The sequence below is a fragment of the Bradyrhizobium amphicarpaeae genome (genome assembly GCF_002266435.3).
GTDB classification, from domain to species: Bacteria; Pseudomonadota; Alphaproteobacteria; order Rhizobiales; family Xanthobacteraceae; genus Bradyrhizobium; species Bradyrhizobium amphicarpaeae.
Map to the genome: position 1 here is coordinate 5,543,588 of NZ_CP029426.2, position 18,047 is coordinate 5,561,634.

The window sequence follows — 18,047 nt, forward strand, 5'->3', positions numbered from 1 at the left end:
GGGCGCGTCGGCCTCTCCCGCAAGCGGGAGAGGCGGAGCAAGCCCGCAAGGCCGCTCCTTGAAAGCAAATGCGATAGCCCCGCGCGAGCGGCGCCCTCAGTACTTCGGCTCGTACATCTGCGACTGGACGAGAGCCTTGACGTCGTTGGGCGCCGGTCCGTCCGCGAGGCCGCGCTGATAGGCGACGTCGGCAACGGCCGCCGCAATGCGGACCGAGACCTCGCGGATTCGGGGCAGGGCCGGATAGAGGCTGCCCTGCGCAAGATCCTCCTTGCCGACGCAATCGGCCAGCGTGTGAGCCGCCGCCATGAACATCTCGTCGGTCACCAGCTTCGAGCCGCTGGCGATGACGCCGAGGCCTACGCCGGGGAAGATGTAGGAGTTGTTGCCCTGGCGCGGCACGAAGCTGCGGCCATTGAGCTTGACCGGGTCATACGGGCTGCCGCAGGCGAACAGCGCGCGCCCCTCGGTGTAGCGATAGGCATCCTCCGCCGAGCACTCCGCCTTCGAGGTCGGGTTGGAGAGCGCGAACACGATCGGCTGCTCGTTGAGCTCGGCCATCGCCTTGAGCACCTCGGGCATGAACGCGCCACCGACCGCGGCGACACCGATGATCGCCGTCGGCTTCAGCGTCTTGATCGCAGTGAGGAAGTCCGAGATCGGTGCCTGGTCGGCATGGGCGTAGCGCAGCTTGTGACCGGACAGGCCCTGGCGGCCGTTGACGACGAGGCCGCGGGAGTCCACGAGCCAATTGCGCCGCAGCGCGTCCGCCTCCGTCGCGCCCTCCGCCATCATCGCGGACACCACGAGATCGGCGATGCCGGTTGCGGCTTCGCCTGCGCCCAGGAACAGGATCTTCTGATCCCTCAGCTTGCCGCCATTCACACGCAGCGCCGAGAACAGGCCGGCCAACGCCACCGCCGCGGTGCCCTGGATGTCGTCGTTGAAGACGCAGGCCTCGTCGCGATATTTGTGCAGCAGCTTGAACGCGGAATGATTGGCGAAATCCTCGAACTGGATCAGCACGCCGGGAAAGGTCTTTCGCGCGGCCTGCATGAATTCGTCGACGAAGCTGTCATAAGCTTCACCTGTGAGACGCCGCTCGCGCAGGCCGAGATAATAGGGATCGTTCAGCAACTCTTCGTTGTTGGTGCCGACGTCGAGCACGACAGGCAGGCACGCTTCCGGATGCACCCCGGCGCAGGCCGAATAAAGCGAGAGCTTGCCGACGGGAATACCCATGCCGTTGGCGCCGAGATCGCCAAGCCCAAGAATGCGCTCGCCGTCGGTCACGACGATCAGCTTGGCCTGATAGGGCCAGTTCTTCAGAAGCTCGGCGATCTGGCCGCGGTCGCGCGAGGAGATGAACATGCCGCGCGGCCGCTGGAAGATCAGGCCGTATTTCTGGCAGGCCAGCCCGACCGTCGGCGTGTAGATGATCGGCTGGATCTCGTCGATATTGTCGACGACGACCCGGAAGAACAGCGCCTCGTTGCGGTCATGCAGCGCGTTCAGCGCGACGTATTTTTCCAGGTCCGTGGGCAGCGTGCGCAGATTGGTGAGGACGCGCTGAGCCTGCGTCTCCATCGTCAGCACGCAAGGCGGCAGCAGGCCGCGCAGGCCCAGGGCCTCGCGCTCGGCTTCCGTGAAGGCGGTGCCCTTGTTGAGCAGGGGATCGCGCAGCAGCGCCATGCCTTGCGGCGAATGGGACGATTTTGATTGGGCAACGACCCGGGCAGGTCTATTCACAAATTCCCCCAAAAAGCTTCACATTGAACAGCGTACATTGTCGGCCAGCGCTCCATCGAGATCAAGGACGTAGCGACCGAGACGCCGATTGTGATCTCGCACCGCAGCGAGACTTCTCGCGAACGACAGGCAGTCGCGGGAGACGCAAAGGTTAACGCGGGGAGGATCGTGCTCCTCATTGTGAGGTATCGACAGCGGCGAACGCTGTCTCCTGCCATCATTCCGGGGCGCGCGTCAGCGCGAACCATGGTGCGCAACTGCGCACCTGAGACTCCATTGCGAAGCCGTCTTTGCGGCCGATGGATTCCGGGCTCGCCCTTCGGGCGCCCCGGAATGACGAGCAATTTTCAAGCTAGGGCCAGCGCTCGCGGTGCGATTATTCCGACTTGATATCCGCCGCCTTCACGATCGGCCACCATTTCTCGGTCTCGGCCTTCTGGAACGCCGCGAGCGCTGCGGGCGTCTGCTGTGCCGGAAGCGGAATCTCCTGCCCCAACTCGGCAAAGCGCTGCTTGACGGCCGGCTCGGCGAGCACGGCGACGATGGCCGCGTTGAGCCTGGTGACGATCTCCTTCGGCGTGTTCTTCGGTGCCCAGATGCCGTGCCAGTAGGAGATGTAAAGGCCCGGCAGGCCCGCTTCGTCGACGGTCGGCACATCGGGCGCAGACGCGAGCCTGGTCGGCGAAGTCACAGCGAAGGCCTTGATCGCCCCGCTCTTGACGTGCGGCAGCGAATTCGAGGCCTGGTCGAACATGATGTCGATCTGGCCTGCGACAAGATCGATCATGGCGGGTCCTGCGCCGCGATAGGGCACGAACTGGAAATCGGTGCCGGTCTTGTCCTTGAAGAAGACGCCGGCGACATGCGCGCCCGTACCGGCCCCGGCCGTCCCGGCGGTGGCTTTGCCGGGATTGGCCTTCAGCCAGGCGATCATTTCTTTCAGGCTGTTGGCCTCGAGCGACTTCCTGCCGACGATGAGCTGCGTTCCCATCGCGATCATCGCGACCGGCTCGAAATCGGCGATCACGTCATAGGGCAGCTTGAAGATGGCGCCGTTCAGGACATGGGTGCCCCAATGGCCGATCGTGATCGTGGTGCCGTCAGGCGCTGCACGCGCCACGCGCGCGCCGGCAATGCTGCCGGATGCGCCCGCCACGTTCTCGACCACGACCGTGGCGTGCAGCTCGGCGGCGATCCGATCGGACAGGATCCGCGCCAGCGTGTCGGTCGGACCGCCCGCCGCGAACGGTACGATGAGGGTGATCGGGCGCGAGGATTGGGCATTGCCGGGAGCAGCCGAAGCCAGGCATCCAAGCAACGCACAGATGACGATCACATGGCCGCGCAACGCGACCCACAGCCCCCGCATCAGCCCCTCCCACCCTTTTTGCCGCCCGCATGTTGTCAGCGGGCTGGTGGGCCAAGTGAACGCTGCCGGACGGGCGGAGGCAAGCCGGAAGTTACGGCCGACGGCTATCCAGCCGCGCGCCGCGGCGTCAGACTGGCGGCGCCATCTGCCGGCGGCGCGATGTGCATCAGGATGGTCTGGGTGGCGGAGGCGACATTGATGCCGTTCTGCTGGAAGCGCAGCTTCATGCGGCGGTTGAATTCGCGCTGCACCGGCCAGCGCCCGGATTCGGTGCAGCGGATCTGGCCGACGATCGACACCATGGCGCCATCGACCTTGTCGATGCCCCAGAGATCGAGGTCGCCGCGGATCAGCGGCCGGAATTCGGGCTCGCGGCGCATCTCCTCGACGATGTCCTTGAGGATCTGGCCGGCACGATCGGTGTCTTCCTTGTAGGCGACGTTGACGCTGACCGAGGCGTTGCCGGCGCCGCGGCTGGCATTGGTGATGGTCGTGACCGCGCTGAACGGCACGATGTGCACGGCGCCGTCGCCGGCGCGCAGGCGAATCGTTCGAATGGAAACATTCTCGACCACGCCTGATAGCCCCGACACGCTGACATTGTCGCCGACCTGGACCGTGTTCTCCAGCAGCAGGAACAGCCCGGTGATGAGATCCTGCACCAGTTTCTGCGAGCCGAAGCCGATGGCGATGCCGACGATGCCGGCGCCCGCCAAAAGCGGCGCGACGTTGACACCGATCTCGCTCAGCGCGGTGAGGCCGACGACGGTCGCGATCAGGCACAGCAGCGCGGTGCGCAGCATCGGCTGGAAGGTGCGCAGGCGGGCAGCGCGGGCATAGTGCCCGTCGCGCGACAGCGTGTTGATCTGGCGGTCCAGCAGCGCGTTGCCGGCCTCCCAGATCGCGGCAGCAACGAACACGGCGAGGCCGATCGTCACCACGGCCGAGATCAGCCGGCTGCCGATCTGGCCGCCATAGAACCAGACGATGGCGTCCACCCCCCAGACTTCGAGCACGGCCACGAAGCCCATGAAGACGATCACGCCGGAGATGATCTTGCGCAGCAGTGGCAGATAGCGGTTGGCGCGGATCTCCAGGCCCGGAAAGCGCTGCAGGATCTCCGGCCTGATGCGGAAGCCACGGTCGATCAGGCTCAGCGTCAGCATGATGGCGACCCGGGTGATCAGGGCGACCGCGATGGTGCCGACGAAATATTGCAGCAGCAGCGAATAGCCGTTGCGGATGTTGAGCGCCCACACCGCCCACAGCGCGAGATCGAGCGCGATGGCAAGATAATGCCAGCCGCCGGCGATGCGGTTGCGCAGGCGCGCGGCGATGCCCTGCCGTTCCGCCGGCGCCCGGATCGCTTCGGCAACCTGCCGGCGGCATTGCAGGATGATGACGACGACAAAGAGGTGCACGACCAGCATCACCATGCGCAGCAGCGCGGCATAGCCGGCACGATGCAGGCCAAGCAGCAACGCCACATTGGCAAAGGCGATGCCGGAGACACCGACGCCGACGATGCGGCGCGCCCAGATCTCGACATAGGCCGCGGTCTCGGCCCGCACCGGAAACAGGCCGAACGGCCCCGCCAGCGCGCGAACCAGGCAGATGAGCCCGCGCGAGAACGCATAGGCGTTGACGACGGCGAGGATCACGAGGCGAACGGTGGAGGGCTCGCCAAGCTCGGTGCCGATCAGCGCCGTGGCAACGCCCACAAAGACAAGGACGGGAAGCAGCTCGAGGACAAAGCGGCCCAGCACGAAAGGCAGCCGCAGCACGATTTGCCAGGCGCGCGCGAGGCTGTGACGCCGCTTGCGCAGTTCGGGCGCAGGGGTGACGTCGGCGACCGAGGACGGCGGATCGGCGATCGGCAACACCTGCACCGGCAGATGCGCGGTTTGCGGCACGCGTCCTTCCAGGTAGGCAACCGGGCGCCGGATCAGGCGGAACAGCACCCATTCGGCCGCCAGCCCGCAACCCATCACCAATGCAAGCTTCCAGGCGATCTCGATCAGAAGGTTATAGGCCGCGGGATCGTTCGCGGTCCGCACGATCCAGTAATAGAACGCGGGGAAATGCGTGATCGTCCGCGCCACGCCGGCGATCTGGCGCGAGATGTCGCCGATCTCCTCCGACACCGTGAGCAGGAGCTGCGCACCGAGACCGTCGGCCGAGAGCGGGATCGGCAACTTCTGCTCGGGCGCGGGGGGCGCAGTTTGCTGCTGACCGGACGCATTGGCGATCACACGCAGCGTATCGATCATCTGCGTCCGCTTCTTGTCGTCCTGGAGCGTCTCCAGCGCGCGCCTGGCCTCGTCGGGCGACAGTGCGGCGGCATTGTTCGTCGCCGGCCGAGGCGTTTCGGCGTGGACACCGGAGAGAGAGGAGATCGCGAGGAAGAGAGCGGCGAGGAGCGCCGGGGCAAGCTTATGCGACACGAGGATTCCCTGGAAAAGATGAATGAGCCGGCGGCGTCGGAACCGTCACCGCCGAAGCACATGCGTCATGTCGGATCGCAACTATTCGCCTCCGGGCTGTGTCGGAAGTTGGCCTTCGAGGCGACATTCTCTTGGCATTTGCCGCAATGCGAAGATGGGGAACCGCGTCAGCGACGCAGAGGCGCCTCTCGAAGGATGCGCCGCGGGAAGCGCTTTCAATGCGATCGCTCCGTCATTCCGGGCGTCGGCCCGGAATGACGGCGGGGAGGAAGGAGGAGGAGAAAACAGAGATACCGAAAAGCGATCAGCCGCGGCCTCTTCCCGGCCATCCGACACGATCGGTGATGCAAAATACAGCGCCGGGAAGGTAGGGGCTCTGCCTGACTGATGCAGCCCGCTAAACCTTGACCCGGCGTGCCGTTCGCGGTTTCTGCCGCTATGCGATGGTCCGAACGAGCTCCATCGCACTTAACGCGGCTGGATTTGCGGAGGTGGAGTCATAGACCTCCCCTTGCTCATGAAGTGGACGTTGCGCGTCGCTTGTTTGCGACCGTCATCATGCTCCTCCTGTGCCACAAAACTGTCAAGCGAGATCAATCGTGGGAGCGATCACAATTGACGTGCCAGTTCCTCTGGGCCCGCGGATATTAACGGCTGCGCCGAACGCGTAGGGTGGGCAAAGGCGCGCCAGCGCCGTGCCCACGTCTTCTGAACGCGTCACGAAGACGCGTGGGCACGCTTCGCTTTGCCCACCCTACGGCATCGGGGATTGGTTGCGGTGGGCGTGACCGCATGCATCGGAGGGCACTGTCGCGATGCTGACAGCATCGCACCTGTTTTGTCCGACGGGTCAAGCAAGATTTATCATAATCCGAAGATGCATTGCGAGCGCCCGCCAAGCCATTGATTCCACTATTCCCGGCTACTGTGCATGGGGTTGTTTTTCGCATTCTTCATTTCCCCCGCTTCTTGCCGCCCTTCCCCTCTTTCTCGAGCGCCATGCGGATGTTGTCGAACTCCGCCACCGACGCCTTGTCGGCGCGCGGGAATTTCAGGTCGAGCTTTTCGAGCGCGGCATTGATCACCGACCCGATCACGACGCGCGCGAACCATTTGTGGTCCGCGGGCACGACGAACCACGGCGCATGAGACGTGGCGGTGTGCCGGACGATGTCCTGGTAGACCGCCTGGTAGCGCGGCCACAGGGCGCGCTCCTTGATGTCGTCCATCGAGAATTTCCACTGCTTGCCGGGCTCCTCCAGCCGGTCGAGGAAGCGCTTGCGCTGCTCCTCCCTGGAGACATTGAGAAAGAACTTCAGCACCACGGTGCCGTTGCGGCTGAGATAGCGCTCAAACGACGAGATGTCCTCGAACCGCTCCTTCCAGATGTTCTTGGTGACGAGCTTCTGCGGCAGCTTCTCCTTGGCGAGCAGCTCCGGGTGGACGCGCGTGACCAGGCACTCCTCGTAATGGGATCGGTTGAAGATGCCGATACGGCCGCGCTCGGGCAGCGCGATCGCATGACGCCAGAGAAAATCGTGGTCGAGCTCCTTGCTGCTCGGCGCCTTGAAGGCATGAACTTCGCAGCCCTGCGGGTTGATGCCCTCGAAGATCGCCTTGATCGCGCTGTCCTTGCCGCCAGCGTCCATCGCCTGGAACACGATCAGGAGCGACCAGCGGTCCTGGGCGTAGAGCTTCTCCTGAAACCCGATCAGCCGCTTCTTGTTGGCGTCCAGAATTGCCTGCGCCTTCTCCTTGTCGAGATCGTCCTTCTCGTCGGTCTTGTGATCCTTGAGATGGAACTTGCCCGATCCGTCATAGCGGAACGGCGAAATGTAGCGGTCAAGTTCCTGGTCGAGCGACTTGGACGGCTTCTTGCTTTTGGACGGCTTCGTGTTCATGAGCGCGGGGCACCTTGCGTTGCGGCTTCAGTCGGTCGAGCAGGCTACCAAGGATGCCCTTGGGAAGGAATATGATGAAAAGCACGAGCAGCACGCCGTAGACGAGATTGTCCCAGCCGACCGCCTTGGTGCCGAAACCGATGCGAAGGGTTTCCGCCAGCAGGATGGTGATCACGGCGCCAAAGGTCGGGCCGAGCGAGACGAACAGGCCGCCGACGATGGCTGCGAATACCATCTGCAGCGAGACCGCGATGCCGCTGACCGTGTCCGGGGTGATGAACATCTGGTACTGGCAGTAGATCGCGCCCGCCAGCGCCGTCATCACCGCGCTGAGCAGCGTGATCTTCAGCTTCTCCGCGGTGACGTTCACGCCGGCGGCGGCCGCGGCGTCCTCGTCCTCGGAGATCGCCTCCAGCGCATAGCGGGCCATGCTGCGATCGACCCAGTGCCAGACCACGATGCCGAACAGCCAGACCCCGAGTGCAATCAGATACCAGGTCATCTTGTCGTCGAATTGCAGCGCCAGCAGCTTGTTGCCGGACGCGCGGTTCGGCGTATAGCCCAGCGAGCCGCCGGTGTAGTCGCGCGTCGCCGTGATGACCTGGAGCACGATGCCCGACAGCGCCAGCGTCACCAGCACGAAATAATGTCCGGTGATGCGAAAGCGGAAGCAGGGATAGCCGACGATCAGCGCCAGCGCGCCGGCCGCGACCATGCTGACCGGGATGCCGATCCACGGCGACACGCCTAAATGATTCCACAAGAGCGCGGTGACATAGGCGCCGATCCCCATGAAGCCGCCATGCCCGAGCGAGACGAGGCCGAACCGCCCCATCATCGACCATGAGGTGTAGGCGAAGGACCAGATCAGGATCAGCACCAGGATGTGCAGATGATAGGGATCGCGGTAGACGAAGGGCAGCGCGACCAGCGCCGCCAGTCCGATCCCCCAGGCTGCAAGCCGCCCTTGCTCAATCATCCCCTGCCCCGTCATCGGCGCCTCGCGAGCAGGCCCGCGGGCCGGATGAACATCATGACGATGAAGAAGGCGAAGGCGAGCACATAGCCCCATTCGAGATCGGAGAACAGGCCGCCGAGCGAGATGATCTCCGCGAACACGAAGGCGGCGATGAAACCGCCGATGAAATTGCCGAGACCGCCGAGCACGCAGATCAGGAAGGTGATCGGTCCGAAGGAGAGGCCGACGAAGGGATGCACGTCGTATTGCAGCACCAGCAGGCAGGCGGCGAGCCCGGCCAGCCCGCCGCCGATTGCAGAGGTGATGAGATAGATCCGCCTGGTGTCGACCCCCATCAGCGCCATGATCTGCCGGTCCTGCGAGATGGCGCGGATCGCGGTGCCGGTGAAGGTGCGCGTCATGAACAGATAGACGCAGACCATGCCAACCAGCGCCGCCAGAAAGGACAGAAGCCGCGCATAGCTGAAATTCATGTCGCCGAACGCCAGCACCGGCAGGCGGATGCCGAGATTGCGGAAGTCGATGCCGAAGGCGACGGTGGCAAAGCTCTGGAGAACGAACAGCACGCCGCCGGTTGCGAGCAGCTGGTTGATCGGCGGCGCGGTCAATAGCGGCGCGATCACGAGGAAATGCAGCGCGGCACCGAGCATCGCGACCAGCAGGATGGTGAATGGCGCTGCGACGAAATAGCTGAGGCCATAGACCTGCACCATGAAATACATGGCATACATGCCGATCATCACCAGCTCGGCGTAGCAGATCCAGGTCACGTCGATGACGCCGAAAATCAGATTGAGCCCGAGCGCGAGCAGCGCGAGCACGCCGCCGAGCAGGATGCCGTTGATCACGGCCTCCAGCAGGTAGATGTCGAAGATGTCGAGAAATCCCTGCATGCCCATCACACCCCGAGATAAGCTTCCCTGACCGTGTCGCTCGCCAGCATCTCGGCGGACGTGCCGGATGCCCGGATCGTGCCTGCCTCGATCAGATAGGCGCGATCGACCACTTTCAGCACCTGCTGCACGTTCTGCTCGACGATCAGCACCGTCAGGCCGCTGGCGCGGATCCGCTTCACCAGCTCAAACACCTGCTGCACCACGACCGGCGCCAGTCCGGCCGAGGGCTCGTCGAGCAGCAGCAGCTTTGGATTGGACATCAGTGCACGGCCGATCGCGCACATCTGCTGCTCGCCGCCGGACATGGTGCCCGCCATCTGGTGGCGGCGCTCCTTCAGGCGCGGAAACAGGTCGAACACGACCTCGAGCCGTTCGGCATAGTGGCTGCGCGCCTCCTTCATGAAGGCGCCCATCTTGAGATTGTCGTCGACCGAGAGCTGCGGAAACAACCGCCGGTTCTCCGGCACATGCGCGATCCCGAGGCTGACGATCTTGTGCGGCGGCGTTGCCACGACGTCGGTCCCCTCCATCCGGATCGAACCGCGCGAAGGCCGGATCAGCCCGGAGATGACGCGCATCAAGGTGGTCTTGCCGGCGCCATTGGGGCCGATGACGCCGACGGCTTCGCCGGCTCTCACGTCGAGATCGACGTCGAACAGCGCCTGGAAGGTGCCATAGCCGGCATTGACGGCGCGGAGTTCCAGCATGGCTAGCCTCCCGCGCGGCGGCGCGCTTCGGCGGCCGCGGCCTGCGTCGTCTCGGCATCGGTGCCGAGATAGACCTCGATGACGCGCGGATCGCCCGCGACCGCGCTCGGCAATCCTTCCGAGATCTTCTCGCCGTGATCGAGCACCATGACGCGGTCGACCACGCGCATCAAGACGCCCATGATGTGCTCGACCCAGATGATGGTGATGCCTAGCTCGTCGCGGATGTTGCGCAGCATGTCGGCGGCCTGGTCCATCTCGGTCTCGTCGAGACCGCCGAGGCTCTCATCGGCGAGCAGCAGCTTTGGCGCAGTCGCGAGCGCTTTCGCCAGCTCGAGCTTCTTCAGCCCGGCCGCGCCGAGGCCATCGACACTGGCATGGCGATCGGTCGGCAGGCCGACCATCGCCAGCGATCGTTCGGCCGCCTCCTCCGCCCTGGCACGGCTATGGCGGCCCTGGCCGTAAAAGCCGGCGAGCGCGACGTTCTCGAAGATGGTCAGGCGGCGGAACGGCCGCGGAATCTGGAAGGTGCGGCCGACGCCGCTGTTGATGATCCGGTGCGGCGCGAGGCCCGCAATCTCCGAGCCGTCGAACACGATCGAGCCCGATGTCGGCGCCAGCGTGCCGGAGAGCATGTTGAAGATCGTGCTCTTGCCCGAACCGTTCGGCCCGATCAGGCCGAGGATCTCACCCTGATCGACCCGAAACGAAACATTGTTGACGGCGGTGAAGCCGCCGAACCGCTTCACCAATCCACTGACTTCCAGCACCAGAGCCCTCCGCTGCTACTGGTTGCTGTAGGTGGTGCCCTTCGGCAGCGGCAGCACGGCCTCGCGCTGCGCCTGGCTCTTGGGCCACACCACCGAGGACTTGTCGTCGATGTACTGGATCACGACCGGGAACGAGCGCTCGTTCTGTCCGGCCATGGGCGTGCCCTCGCCGTAGAACTTCACGCCGAAGCCGAGCATGGTGCCGCCTTCGGCGATGTCGGTGTCGAGCGCCGCCTTGCGCAGCGCTTCGGGATCGACTCCGCCGTACTTCTTGATTGCCCGCGGCAGCACGTCGGCCATGAAGACGTAGGTGTTGGACGCGCCGATGCCGACATGGGCGGAGCGGATGGCAACGCCGGGCTTGATCTTGTCGAACTCCTCGCCGACCATCTTGATGACGGGCGCGAGCTTCGGATCCATGGTCTTCTGGTTGGCGAGCCAGATCGAGATCGGGTCGGTGTTGAAGATATAGGTGGCGTCGGCTCCCATGCCTTCCTTCAGCTTCTCATAGACGCCATAGCCTGCGCCGTGGCCCATCAGCGCGCCGAACTTCAGACCCTGCTCGCGCGCCTGGCGCAGCAGCAGGGTGATGTCCGGATTGTAGCCGGTGTGAAAGATCACGTCGGGCTTGGCGCGCTTGAGCTTGGTCACCAGCGCCGACAGATCGGGCGCGGTCGCCGAATAGCCCTCCTTGAGCACGACGTTGAAGCCGGCCTTCTTGGCGCCGGCCTCGTTGCCCTTGGAGACGTCGACGCCATAAGCGCCGTCTTCGTGGATGATGGCGACGCGCAGGTCCTTCGGCTCCTTGCCGAACTTCGCCTTGGCGTTCTGCGCGATGAAATCCATCGTCATCATGCCGAACTGATCACCGCTCGCCTGTGGGCGAAAGACGTATTTGTAGCCCTTCTCGTTAAACACGGCGGACGAGATGCAGGTCGTCATCCACATGAATTTCTTGAGCTGCTCGACGCGGGCGGCCACCGGCACGCACTGCGCCGACGAGAAGAAGCCGAGCACCATGTCGACCTTCTCCTGCTCGAGCAGGCGCACGGATTCGTTGATGGCGATATCGGGTTTGCTCTGCGCGTCGGCATAGACCGTCTCGATCTTGTAGCCTTCGACGCCGGTCCTGGCGAAGTGGTCGAGAATGATCTTGGTGCCGACGTAATTGAGCTCGGAGCCGCCGCCGGCCAGAGGCCCGGTCAAATCAAAGACGACGCCGATCTTGATCTTCTTGTCCTGGGCCTGGGCGGACACCGCCAAGCCCGTCGCTGATATCGCGACCAACAGCCCACGTACCAAGCGGGCAGCCATGCGCAGGCGCATCAAAACCTCCCTGGACGATTGTGCATTGCAATCTTTTTGCTTTTGCTTTTTCCCATCACATGGGCTGAACGCCGGGATGTCAAGCCTTGCGCGTCAGCGCGAGGCGAACTGCTGCTCGACGAAGGCCGTGACAAATCGCGGCATGGTCGGCGTGAGGTCGCTGATCCCGCGCACGAGATGGATGGCCGACAATTCGGGCTCGTCCTCGCGGGCCAGATTCGCTTCGATCCGGGCGCGCGCTTCTTCGCCTGACATATCCAGGTTGAGCACCTGCATCATCGCGATCGTGGGACCGCTGACGACGCAATGCCAGTCCGGCTCGGCACGATAGTCTGCCGCCGTCAGGCCGGTCTCCTCCTCGAGCTCGCGGATGACGCTGCCGGGTATGTCGAGTGTGCCACCCCTGACGTCGTCGAGATCGGGCGTGCCCGAAGGGAAATAGATGCGGCCTGCGTTGGCGGTGTGCTGCGCCATCTCGCCCATCACGAAGGCGCCATCGGACGTGCGCAGCGCGCCCATGCCGAAACCGTTGAACACGGGAGCGCCGGGAAAGCCCCAGTCGCGCCAGGCGAGGAAGCTCGCGAAATCGGTCTCGAAATAGGTCGCGGCGAAATGGCCGTCTGTGAAGACAGGATCTCGCCCGACCAGCACGCGGCCGTTCCAGATCTTCGGCCGCTCGCGCTGCTTCTCCGCGAAATGCGCCGCGATCTCGTCGCGACGCTCTTCCGCGAACGGCCAGGCGATCGGCCGGACGGCAAGATCGAGCGTCGTGACGCGATGGATGATCGGTGACGTCATGAGGGGGCGACTATCGCGCCTTCGCGTCGGCTATTTGACGCTCCCCGTCGTCTTCTTGGCCTGCTCGACGAAGGTGTTGGTGAAGGTCTTGCTGACGTCGATCTTGGCATTGGCCACCTCGGGCGAGCCGACGCTGAACACCGCGAGCACGGCGTCCGCGCCCTTCGGGTCCATCTTGCCGGTCTCGGAGAACATCGGGATCGTGTTCTTCAACGCGGCGAGATAGAGATCCTTGTTCTTGCCGACCGTCTCCTCCGGCATCTTCGCCATGATCTCCTCAGGGCTGTGCGAATGGATCCAGGCGAGCGTGGCGAGGATCGCGTTGGTGAGCGCCTGCGTCTCCTTCTCGTGCTTGGCAACCCAGGCCGCGGTCGAGTACAGCGCGCCGCCGGGATATTCGCCGCCGAACGTCTCGAGCGTGTCCTTCTGCGTGCGAGTGTCGGAGAGGATGCGCAGATCCTTGTGGCTGCCCTGCAGCACGGTGACGGAGGGGTCGAGCATCACGGCGGCATCGATCTGGCCCTGCTCCATCGCGGCGACCGCGGTGGCACCGAGGCCGACGCCGATCACGGCGGCGCTGGTTGGGTCGACGCCGTTCTTCTTGAGCATGTATTTCAGGAAGAAGTCGGTGGAGGAACCGGGCGCGCTGACGCCGACCTTCTTGCCGGCGAGATCCTTGACCGACTTGATGTCGTTGGTGCGCGAGGGCGCGACCACGAGCACGAGGCCGGGATAGCGGTCATAGACCACGAAAGCCTGGAGCTCCTGCTTCTTGGCGGCCAGATTGACGCAATGGTCGAAATAGCCGGAGACCACGTCGGCGCTGCCGCCGAGCACGGCTTTCAGCGCGTCCGAGCCGCCCTTGAGGTCCACCAGCTCGACACTGAGGCCGGCTTTGTCGTACTCGCCGAGCTGCTTGGCCAGCACCGTTGGCAGATAGCACAGGCAGGAGCCGCCGCCGACGGCGATGGTGACCTTGCTTTGCGCTGCGGCAAATCCGGTGGTGAGCGTCAGCGCGAGCAGTGCACCGGCGAGCCTGGCAATCGTGTTCTTCATTGGTTTCCTCCGTTCGGCCGGCGGCACCATAGAGCAGCGGGACGGGCTTGAGAAGCGCGGCCTAAGGCACTGGCCATCGGCCATTCGGCGCAATAGCATGCCTGGACAATAACAATTCCTGATGGGGAGGATCATCCATGAATCGCTTTGCTGCCGGGCTGTCGATAACGGCCGCCTTCGTCGCCGGATGCGGCGCAACTTACCTGCTCGGGCCGGCGCTCGCCGCCGAGAGCATTACCGCGCAGATCATCCATACCGGCGAGATGGAAGGCGACGCCCTGGGCCCGGCCAACAAGGTCGGCTACCGCTCCAAGACCTTCATGACCGCCGACGGCGCCACGATCTCGATCCAGGTCGGCAACGTGCCCAAGCACATGCATCCCAACACCAACGAGATCCAGTACATTCTCGACGGCACCGGCACGATCTGGCTCGGCGACAAGGAAGTCACGGTCAAGCCCGGCGACCTCGTCATCATTCCGAAGGGCACGCCGCATGGCGGCACCAAGCCGATCAGCGGACAGGTCAAGGCCATCGCGATCAAGACGCCGCCGCAGGCGCCCGACGACACCAAGCTGCTGGATTGAGGCTTCGCGATCAGGGTTCGCGGCAATGCGCGGGCCCTTTTCCCGAGTTCTGAAGCTAGATCGGCCCCGCCTGTTTCCGGATCTCGTTTGCGATCGGCTTGAGGGTGTCTCCTGGAAGCTGGCCGACGAGCGTATAGCCCATGCCACGATCCACCCATGCGAAGCCCGCGACATCGCCGGCCGCGTGCGGCGTCATCGGCGCATCCTGACTGCCGCTGCTCATTGGACGTGTCAGCATGACGAGACGGTCGCCCTGATCGTCGTCATACATGAACATCGCGGCCGGACCATGCGAGGTCGCAACCAGGCGCCCTCCCATCAGCCGATAGCCCGACGTGGAGAGATCAGGCACCTTGACCGCCCGCTTCAGCCGGCTGGAAACCCATTGCGTGAGCTCGGCACTGTCGGAAGCACGTATTTCGACCGGCCGCACGCGATCCGGTGCGTAGACGCCATAGGAATAGGCAGCCTCCTGCGCCAATGCGGACAATCCGTTCGGACCACCTTGCAACAGGCTGCGCACGGTCCACCCGCCGAGACCGCCGATGCTCACCAGCAACAGCGCCGCGATTGCCCTCCATGCCCGCAAAGGACGTCGCTTTCGACGTCCGATGATGTGCGACAGGTTCAGTTCGGCCGGCACTGGTTCATCCGCAATCGAAGCCAACGCGCTACGCAACTGCTCACGCTGGCTTGCGAACGCCGCGACGCGCCCAGCGGCATCCGGATGATCGTTCAGATAGGAAGCAACCTCTCCAAGACGCTCGGGTGGAAGTGCCTGGTCCACGAAGGCGTGGAGATCATCTTCCGTGATCGGTCGCTGGCTCATTTCATGCTCCGCAATTCCACGACATTCCCCGGCGCAGCCCCCTCCATCTCCTGCTGCAACCTTTCCCGCGCGCGTGACAGGCGCGACATCACGGTCCCGACCGGGACATCCAGCAATTTCGCGGCGTCGGCGTAGGAAAAATCCTCGACTGCAACAAGCAACAGCACGGCTCGCTGCTCTTCCGGCAGCCTCGCGAGCTTGTTCAGGACGTCCTGGTAGATCAGCCTGTGCTCCTGTGCGGCAGCACTCGCGAGCTCGCGCTCGCCTGCATCGTCAAGCGGCATATGCCTTCCCCGCGTCGCGGCCTGACGGAATTGGGTGACCGCCAGATTGTGGAGGATGGTGAACAGCCAGGCGCGCACGCTGCCGTCACGCCGCTGATGCCAGCGGCTGACGGCGCGCTCCAGGCAATCCTGAACCAGATCGTCGGCGGTCGTGCGGTCACGCATCAGCGCGCGCGCATAACGGCGGAGCGAGGGGATCAGTGGTTCGACCTGAACCAGCATGTCCTTCATGGGGCGCTCCGCCTGCCTCTCTTTGACGCCCGATGGCGCGTCATTGCGTCTCGATCTGGACCGCGGCGCCGGGTCCGGCCGCATCGCCGGAGGCAATCACGAGATATCGCTTTCCGGAGGCCGCGGACTGATCGACGATCTGGCGGATCGGACCAGCCGCGTTGACGATAGCTGATCCGGCCGGATTCGTCATGAAGGCCGCAAGCGGCTGCAACGGGCCGGTTCCATCATTTCGATCCGCCAGTGCAAGCACATATTTCTGCCTGGGCTGAAGTCCTGTCACCGAAGCCTGCAATATCTGAATCAGGCCCTGGTCGAACAGCGAGACGCTGGTCGGCGCCGCGCCATCCTTCGATCCATCCTTCGATCCCTCCTTGGGGCCCATCGAAAGATGGGCGACCTGGCCCGCCACGCCCAGCGGCTGCAGATTCTGGCGGTCATCCGGATTGGGCGCCGCGCCTGGAACGTAGGCGATCGCCTGCGGTGCCTGGCCGATCGGGACATTCGCGACCACGCTGTTGGTCGCAGTGTCGATCGCCGCGAGAGCGTCGGCGTTCTCGAGCCCGACGTAAATGCGCGTGCCATCGCCGGACGGCCAGACGCCATGGGGCAGACTACCGACCGGGATCGTCGCGACCTCCGAGAAATCGTCCGTGCGGAAAACCCTCACCAGGTTCAGGCCACCGATGGTGACATAGGCGAATGTGCCCTTGGCGGTGTGCGCGAAATTGACGTGATTGGTGATCGGACCGGTGTCGATCGTCTTGATCGGGTTGAACGGCGGCTTCGCGTTGAAAACCTGGGTCCGGCCGACATCCTTCAGCGTGAACCAGACCTGGTTTCCATCGGGCGTCGCCGCGATGTTCGGACAGAACGGGCTCTCCTGCTTCACTTTGGCGATGATCTTGTGCTCAGCGACAGAAACAACATCGGTCTCGGGATTGAACGACGAGCAGATGTAGCCGTACTTGCCGTCGGGTGAGAAAATCTGCATCCCCGGCCCGTTGGGGGTCGTGATACGGGCCTTCTCCTTCAGGCTCTTGGCATCGATCACGGAGATGTAGTTTTCGCCGCGAACGGTGACCCACACCTCCTTGCCGTCGGGGGTATAGAACGCCTCGTGCGGCGACCGCCCGACATAGGTCACGTGCCGGACCACGTTGGTCGCGGTGTCGATGAAGCTCACCGAATTGGAGCCGATCGAGACCACGGCGAGCCTCTTGTGGTCGGGGGAGAAACCCATGCCGTGCACGAGCACCTGGCCCTTATAGAGCGGGCTGAAATTGCCGGGCTGCGGATCTCCCAGGCGGATCACACCAAGCAGCTTGTTGTCGACCGGATCTGTCACCGAGACCGTGTTCGAGAACTGCTCGGCCGCATAGACGCGATCGTGATGGCTGATCGGAATATCGGGCGCGGATAGCGCGCCCGGCGCCTGCCCTGCCCATGCGGCCGAGCCAGTGGCGAGCATCGTGGCTGCCAGGAAAATGCTCTTCATGAGGTTGCTTCGGGACGTCTTCATCGATGGCTCCTATTTCTTCATTCCGGCGGACATATCCATCTGCATGCCCTGGTGATGAACGTTTGCGGCTGGAACGGATGCCGGCTGCGTCGGAGCCGGCGTCGTGTCCGTTGCAGGCTCGCCGATGGCGAGCTTCATCGCCGCGATCTCCTGCATCTGATCGACGATGATTTCCTGGGCAATGCGCCGCAGCTGTTCGTTCTTGCCGTAACGCAGTTCGATGACCGCCATGTCGATCGCGCCCTGATGATGCGGATTCATCATCGCAACGAAGTCGCGATCGATGTCGCCGGTCGGCTTGGCCGCCATGTCGTTCATCATCTTGGTCATCGCCGCGTCGTTCTCTTGCAGGAACGCACGCTCGTCTGCGCTGTGCGCAACCGATGGGGCGACCGGATGGGCTTCATGCGCAAGCACGAGCGACGGCAGCGCGAATGCGACGAAAATGCGGGCGCCGATGAGCGCCGTGCCGAGGCCTGGCCTCGGCCATCGGCATCCGCCTGCGAGCGCAGCAACGACGCGGCGAAACTGTAACTGGTGCATCCTGAACTCCCATGCAGGTGGTTGCATGGGGTATGACGCGTGGGCGCGCGTTCTAT

General features: G+C 64.2%; 15 protein-coding genes and 1 pseudogene. 1 reads left to right on the forward strand and 15 read right to left on the reverse strand.

The genetic code is table 11. The features are described 5' to 3' along the window. Nucleotides 1–96: 96 nt before the first annotated feature. The 11 genes and pseudogenes from CIT40_RS25985 to CIT40_RS26035 all read right to left on the reverse strand — a co-directional run bounded on the left by CIT40_RS25985 (nucleotide 97) and on the right by CIT40_RS26035 (nucleotide 13,995). Nucleotides 97–1,692, reverse strand: coding sequence for an NAD-dependent malic enzyme (locus CIT40_RS25985; protein ID WP_244612019.1), 1,596 nt, complete (start codon nucleotides 1,690–1,692; stop codon nucleotides 97–99). Between the two features lie 433 nt (nucleotides 1,693–2,125). Further along, nucleotides 2,126–3,118, reverse strand: coding sequence for a Bug family tripartite tricarboxylate transporter substrate binding protein (locus CIT40_RS25990; protein ID WP_094893997.1), 993 nt, complete (start codon nucleotides 3,116–3,118; stop codon nucleotides 2,126–2,128). 104 nt (nucleotides 3,119–3,222) lie between these two features. Next, entirely contained in the window at nucleotides 3,223–5,562 is a 2,340-nt protein-coding gene (locus CIT40_RS25995) for a mechanosensitive ion channel domain-containing protein (protein ID WP_094893996.1), read from the reverse strand. 922 nt (nucleotides 5,563–6,484) lie between these two features. Continuing rightward, a pseudogene (locus tag CIT40_RS26000) lies at nucleotides 6,485–7,463 on the reverse strand (polyphosphate kinase 2 family protein). After that, nucleotides 7,405–8,442: a branched-chain amino acid ABC transporter permease gene (locus CIT40_RS26005; RefSeq protein WP_162307674.1), complete on the reverse strand. Its 1,038-nt coding sequence runs from the start codon at nucleotides 8,440–8,442 to the stop codon at nucleotides 7,405–7,407. The pseudogene CIT40_RS26000 and the gene CIT40_RS26005 overlap by 59 nt, the downstream one beginning before the upstream one ends. 11 nt (nucleotides 8,443–8,453) lie before the next feature. Further along, nucleotides 8,454–9,335, reverse strand: a complete 882-nt coding sequence (locus CIT40_RS26010; RefSeq protein WP_094894029.1) for a branched-chain amino acid ABC transporter permease — start codon at nucleotides 9,333–9,335, stop codon at nucleotides 8,454–8,456. A gap of 5 nt (nucleotides 9,336–9,340) precedes the next feature. Continuing rightward, complete coding sequence (locus tag CIT40_RS26015) at nucleotides 9,341–10,045, reverse strand: ABC transporter ATP-binding protein (RefSeq protein ID WP_094893993.1); 705 nt, start codon at nucleotides 10,043–10,045, stop codon at nucleotides 9,341–9,343. A 2-nt stretch (nucleotides 10,046–10,047) separates the two neighbouring features. Next, complete coding sequence (locus CIT40_RS26020; RefSeq protein ID WP_094893992.1) at nucleotides 10,048–10,815, reverse strand: ABC transporter ATP-binding protein; 768 nt, start codon at nucleotides 10,813–10,815, stop codon at nucleotides 10,048–10,050. A 15-nt stretch (nucleotides 10,816–10,830) separates the two neighbouring features. Continuing rightward, on the reverse strand, nucleotides 10,831–12,141 hold the full coding sequence (locus tag CIT40_RS26025) for an ABC transporter substrate-binding protein (protein WP_094893991.1): 1,311 nt from the start codon (nucleotides 12,139–12,141) through the stop codon (nucleotides 10,831–10,833). Nucleotides 12,142–12,234: 93 nt separating this feature from the next. Then, the gene (locus tag CIT40_RS26030; protein ID WP_094893990.1) at nucleotides 12,235–12,939 is read right to left on the reverse strand and encodes a hypothetical protein; all 705 of its coding nucleotides are present in this window, start codon (nucleotides 12,937–12,939) and stop codon (nucleotides 12,235–12,237) included. 30 nt (nucleotides 12,940–12,969) lie between these two features. Continuing rightward, a complete protein-coding gene (locus CIT40_RS26035; protein WP_162307675.1) occupies nucleotides 12,970–13,995 on the reverse strand; it encodes an ABC transporter substrate-binding protein in 1,026 nt (341 codons plus the stop codon). Between the two features lie 137 nt (nucleotides 13,996–14,132). Here CIT40_RS26035 and CIT40_RS26040 point away from each other — a divergent pair, with 137 nt between their 5' ends. Further along, entirely contained in the window at nucleotides 14,133–14,582 is a 450-nt protein-coding gene (locus tag CIT40_RS26040) for a cupin domain-containing protein (protein ID WP_094893988.1), read from the forward strand. A 55-nt stretch (nucleotides 14,583–14,637) separates the two neighbouring features. On the opposite strand, the gene CIT40_RS26045 is transcribed toward CIT40_RS26040, so the two are convergent. The 4 genes from CIT40_RS26045 to CIT40_RS26060 are packed head-to-tail and all read right to left on the reverse strand — an operon-like array spanning nucleotide 14,638 to nucleotide 17,991. Further along, nucleotides 14,638–15,411, reverse strand: coding sequence for an anti-sigma factor family protein (locus CIT40_RS26045; RefSeq protein ID WP_094893987.1), 774 nt, complete (start codon nucleotides 15,409–15,411; stop codon nucleotides 14,638–14,640). After that, nucleotides 15,408–15,926, reverse strand: a complete 519-nt coding sequence (locus tag CIT40_RS26050; RefSeq protein ID WP_094893986.1) for a sigma-70 family RNA polymerase sigma factor — start codon at nucleotides 15,924–15,926, stop codon at nucleotides 15,408–15,410. Before CIT40_RS26050 ends, CIT40_RS26045 begins: the two co-directional genes overlap by 4 nt. Nucleotides 15,927–15,966: 40 nt before the next feature. After that, entirely contained in the window at nucleotides 15,967–17,448 is a 1,482-nt protein-coding gene (locus CIT40_RS26055; RefSeq protein WP_094893985.1) for a YncE family protein, read from the reverse strand. 9 nt (nucleotides 17,449–17,457) lie between these two features. Further along, a complete protein-coding gene (locus CIT40_RS26060; protein WP_162307676.1) occupies nucleotides 17,458–17,991 on the reverse strand; it encodes a DUF305 domain-containing protein in 534 nt (177 codons plus the stop codon). Nucleotides 17,992–18,047: the final 56 nt, after the last annotated feature.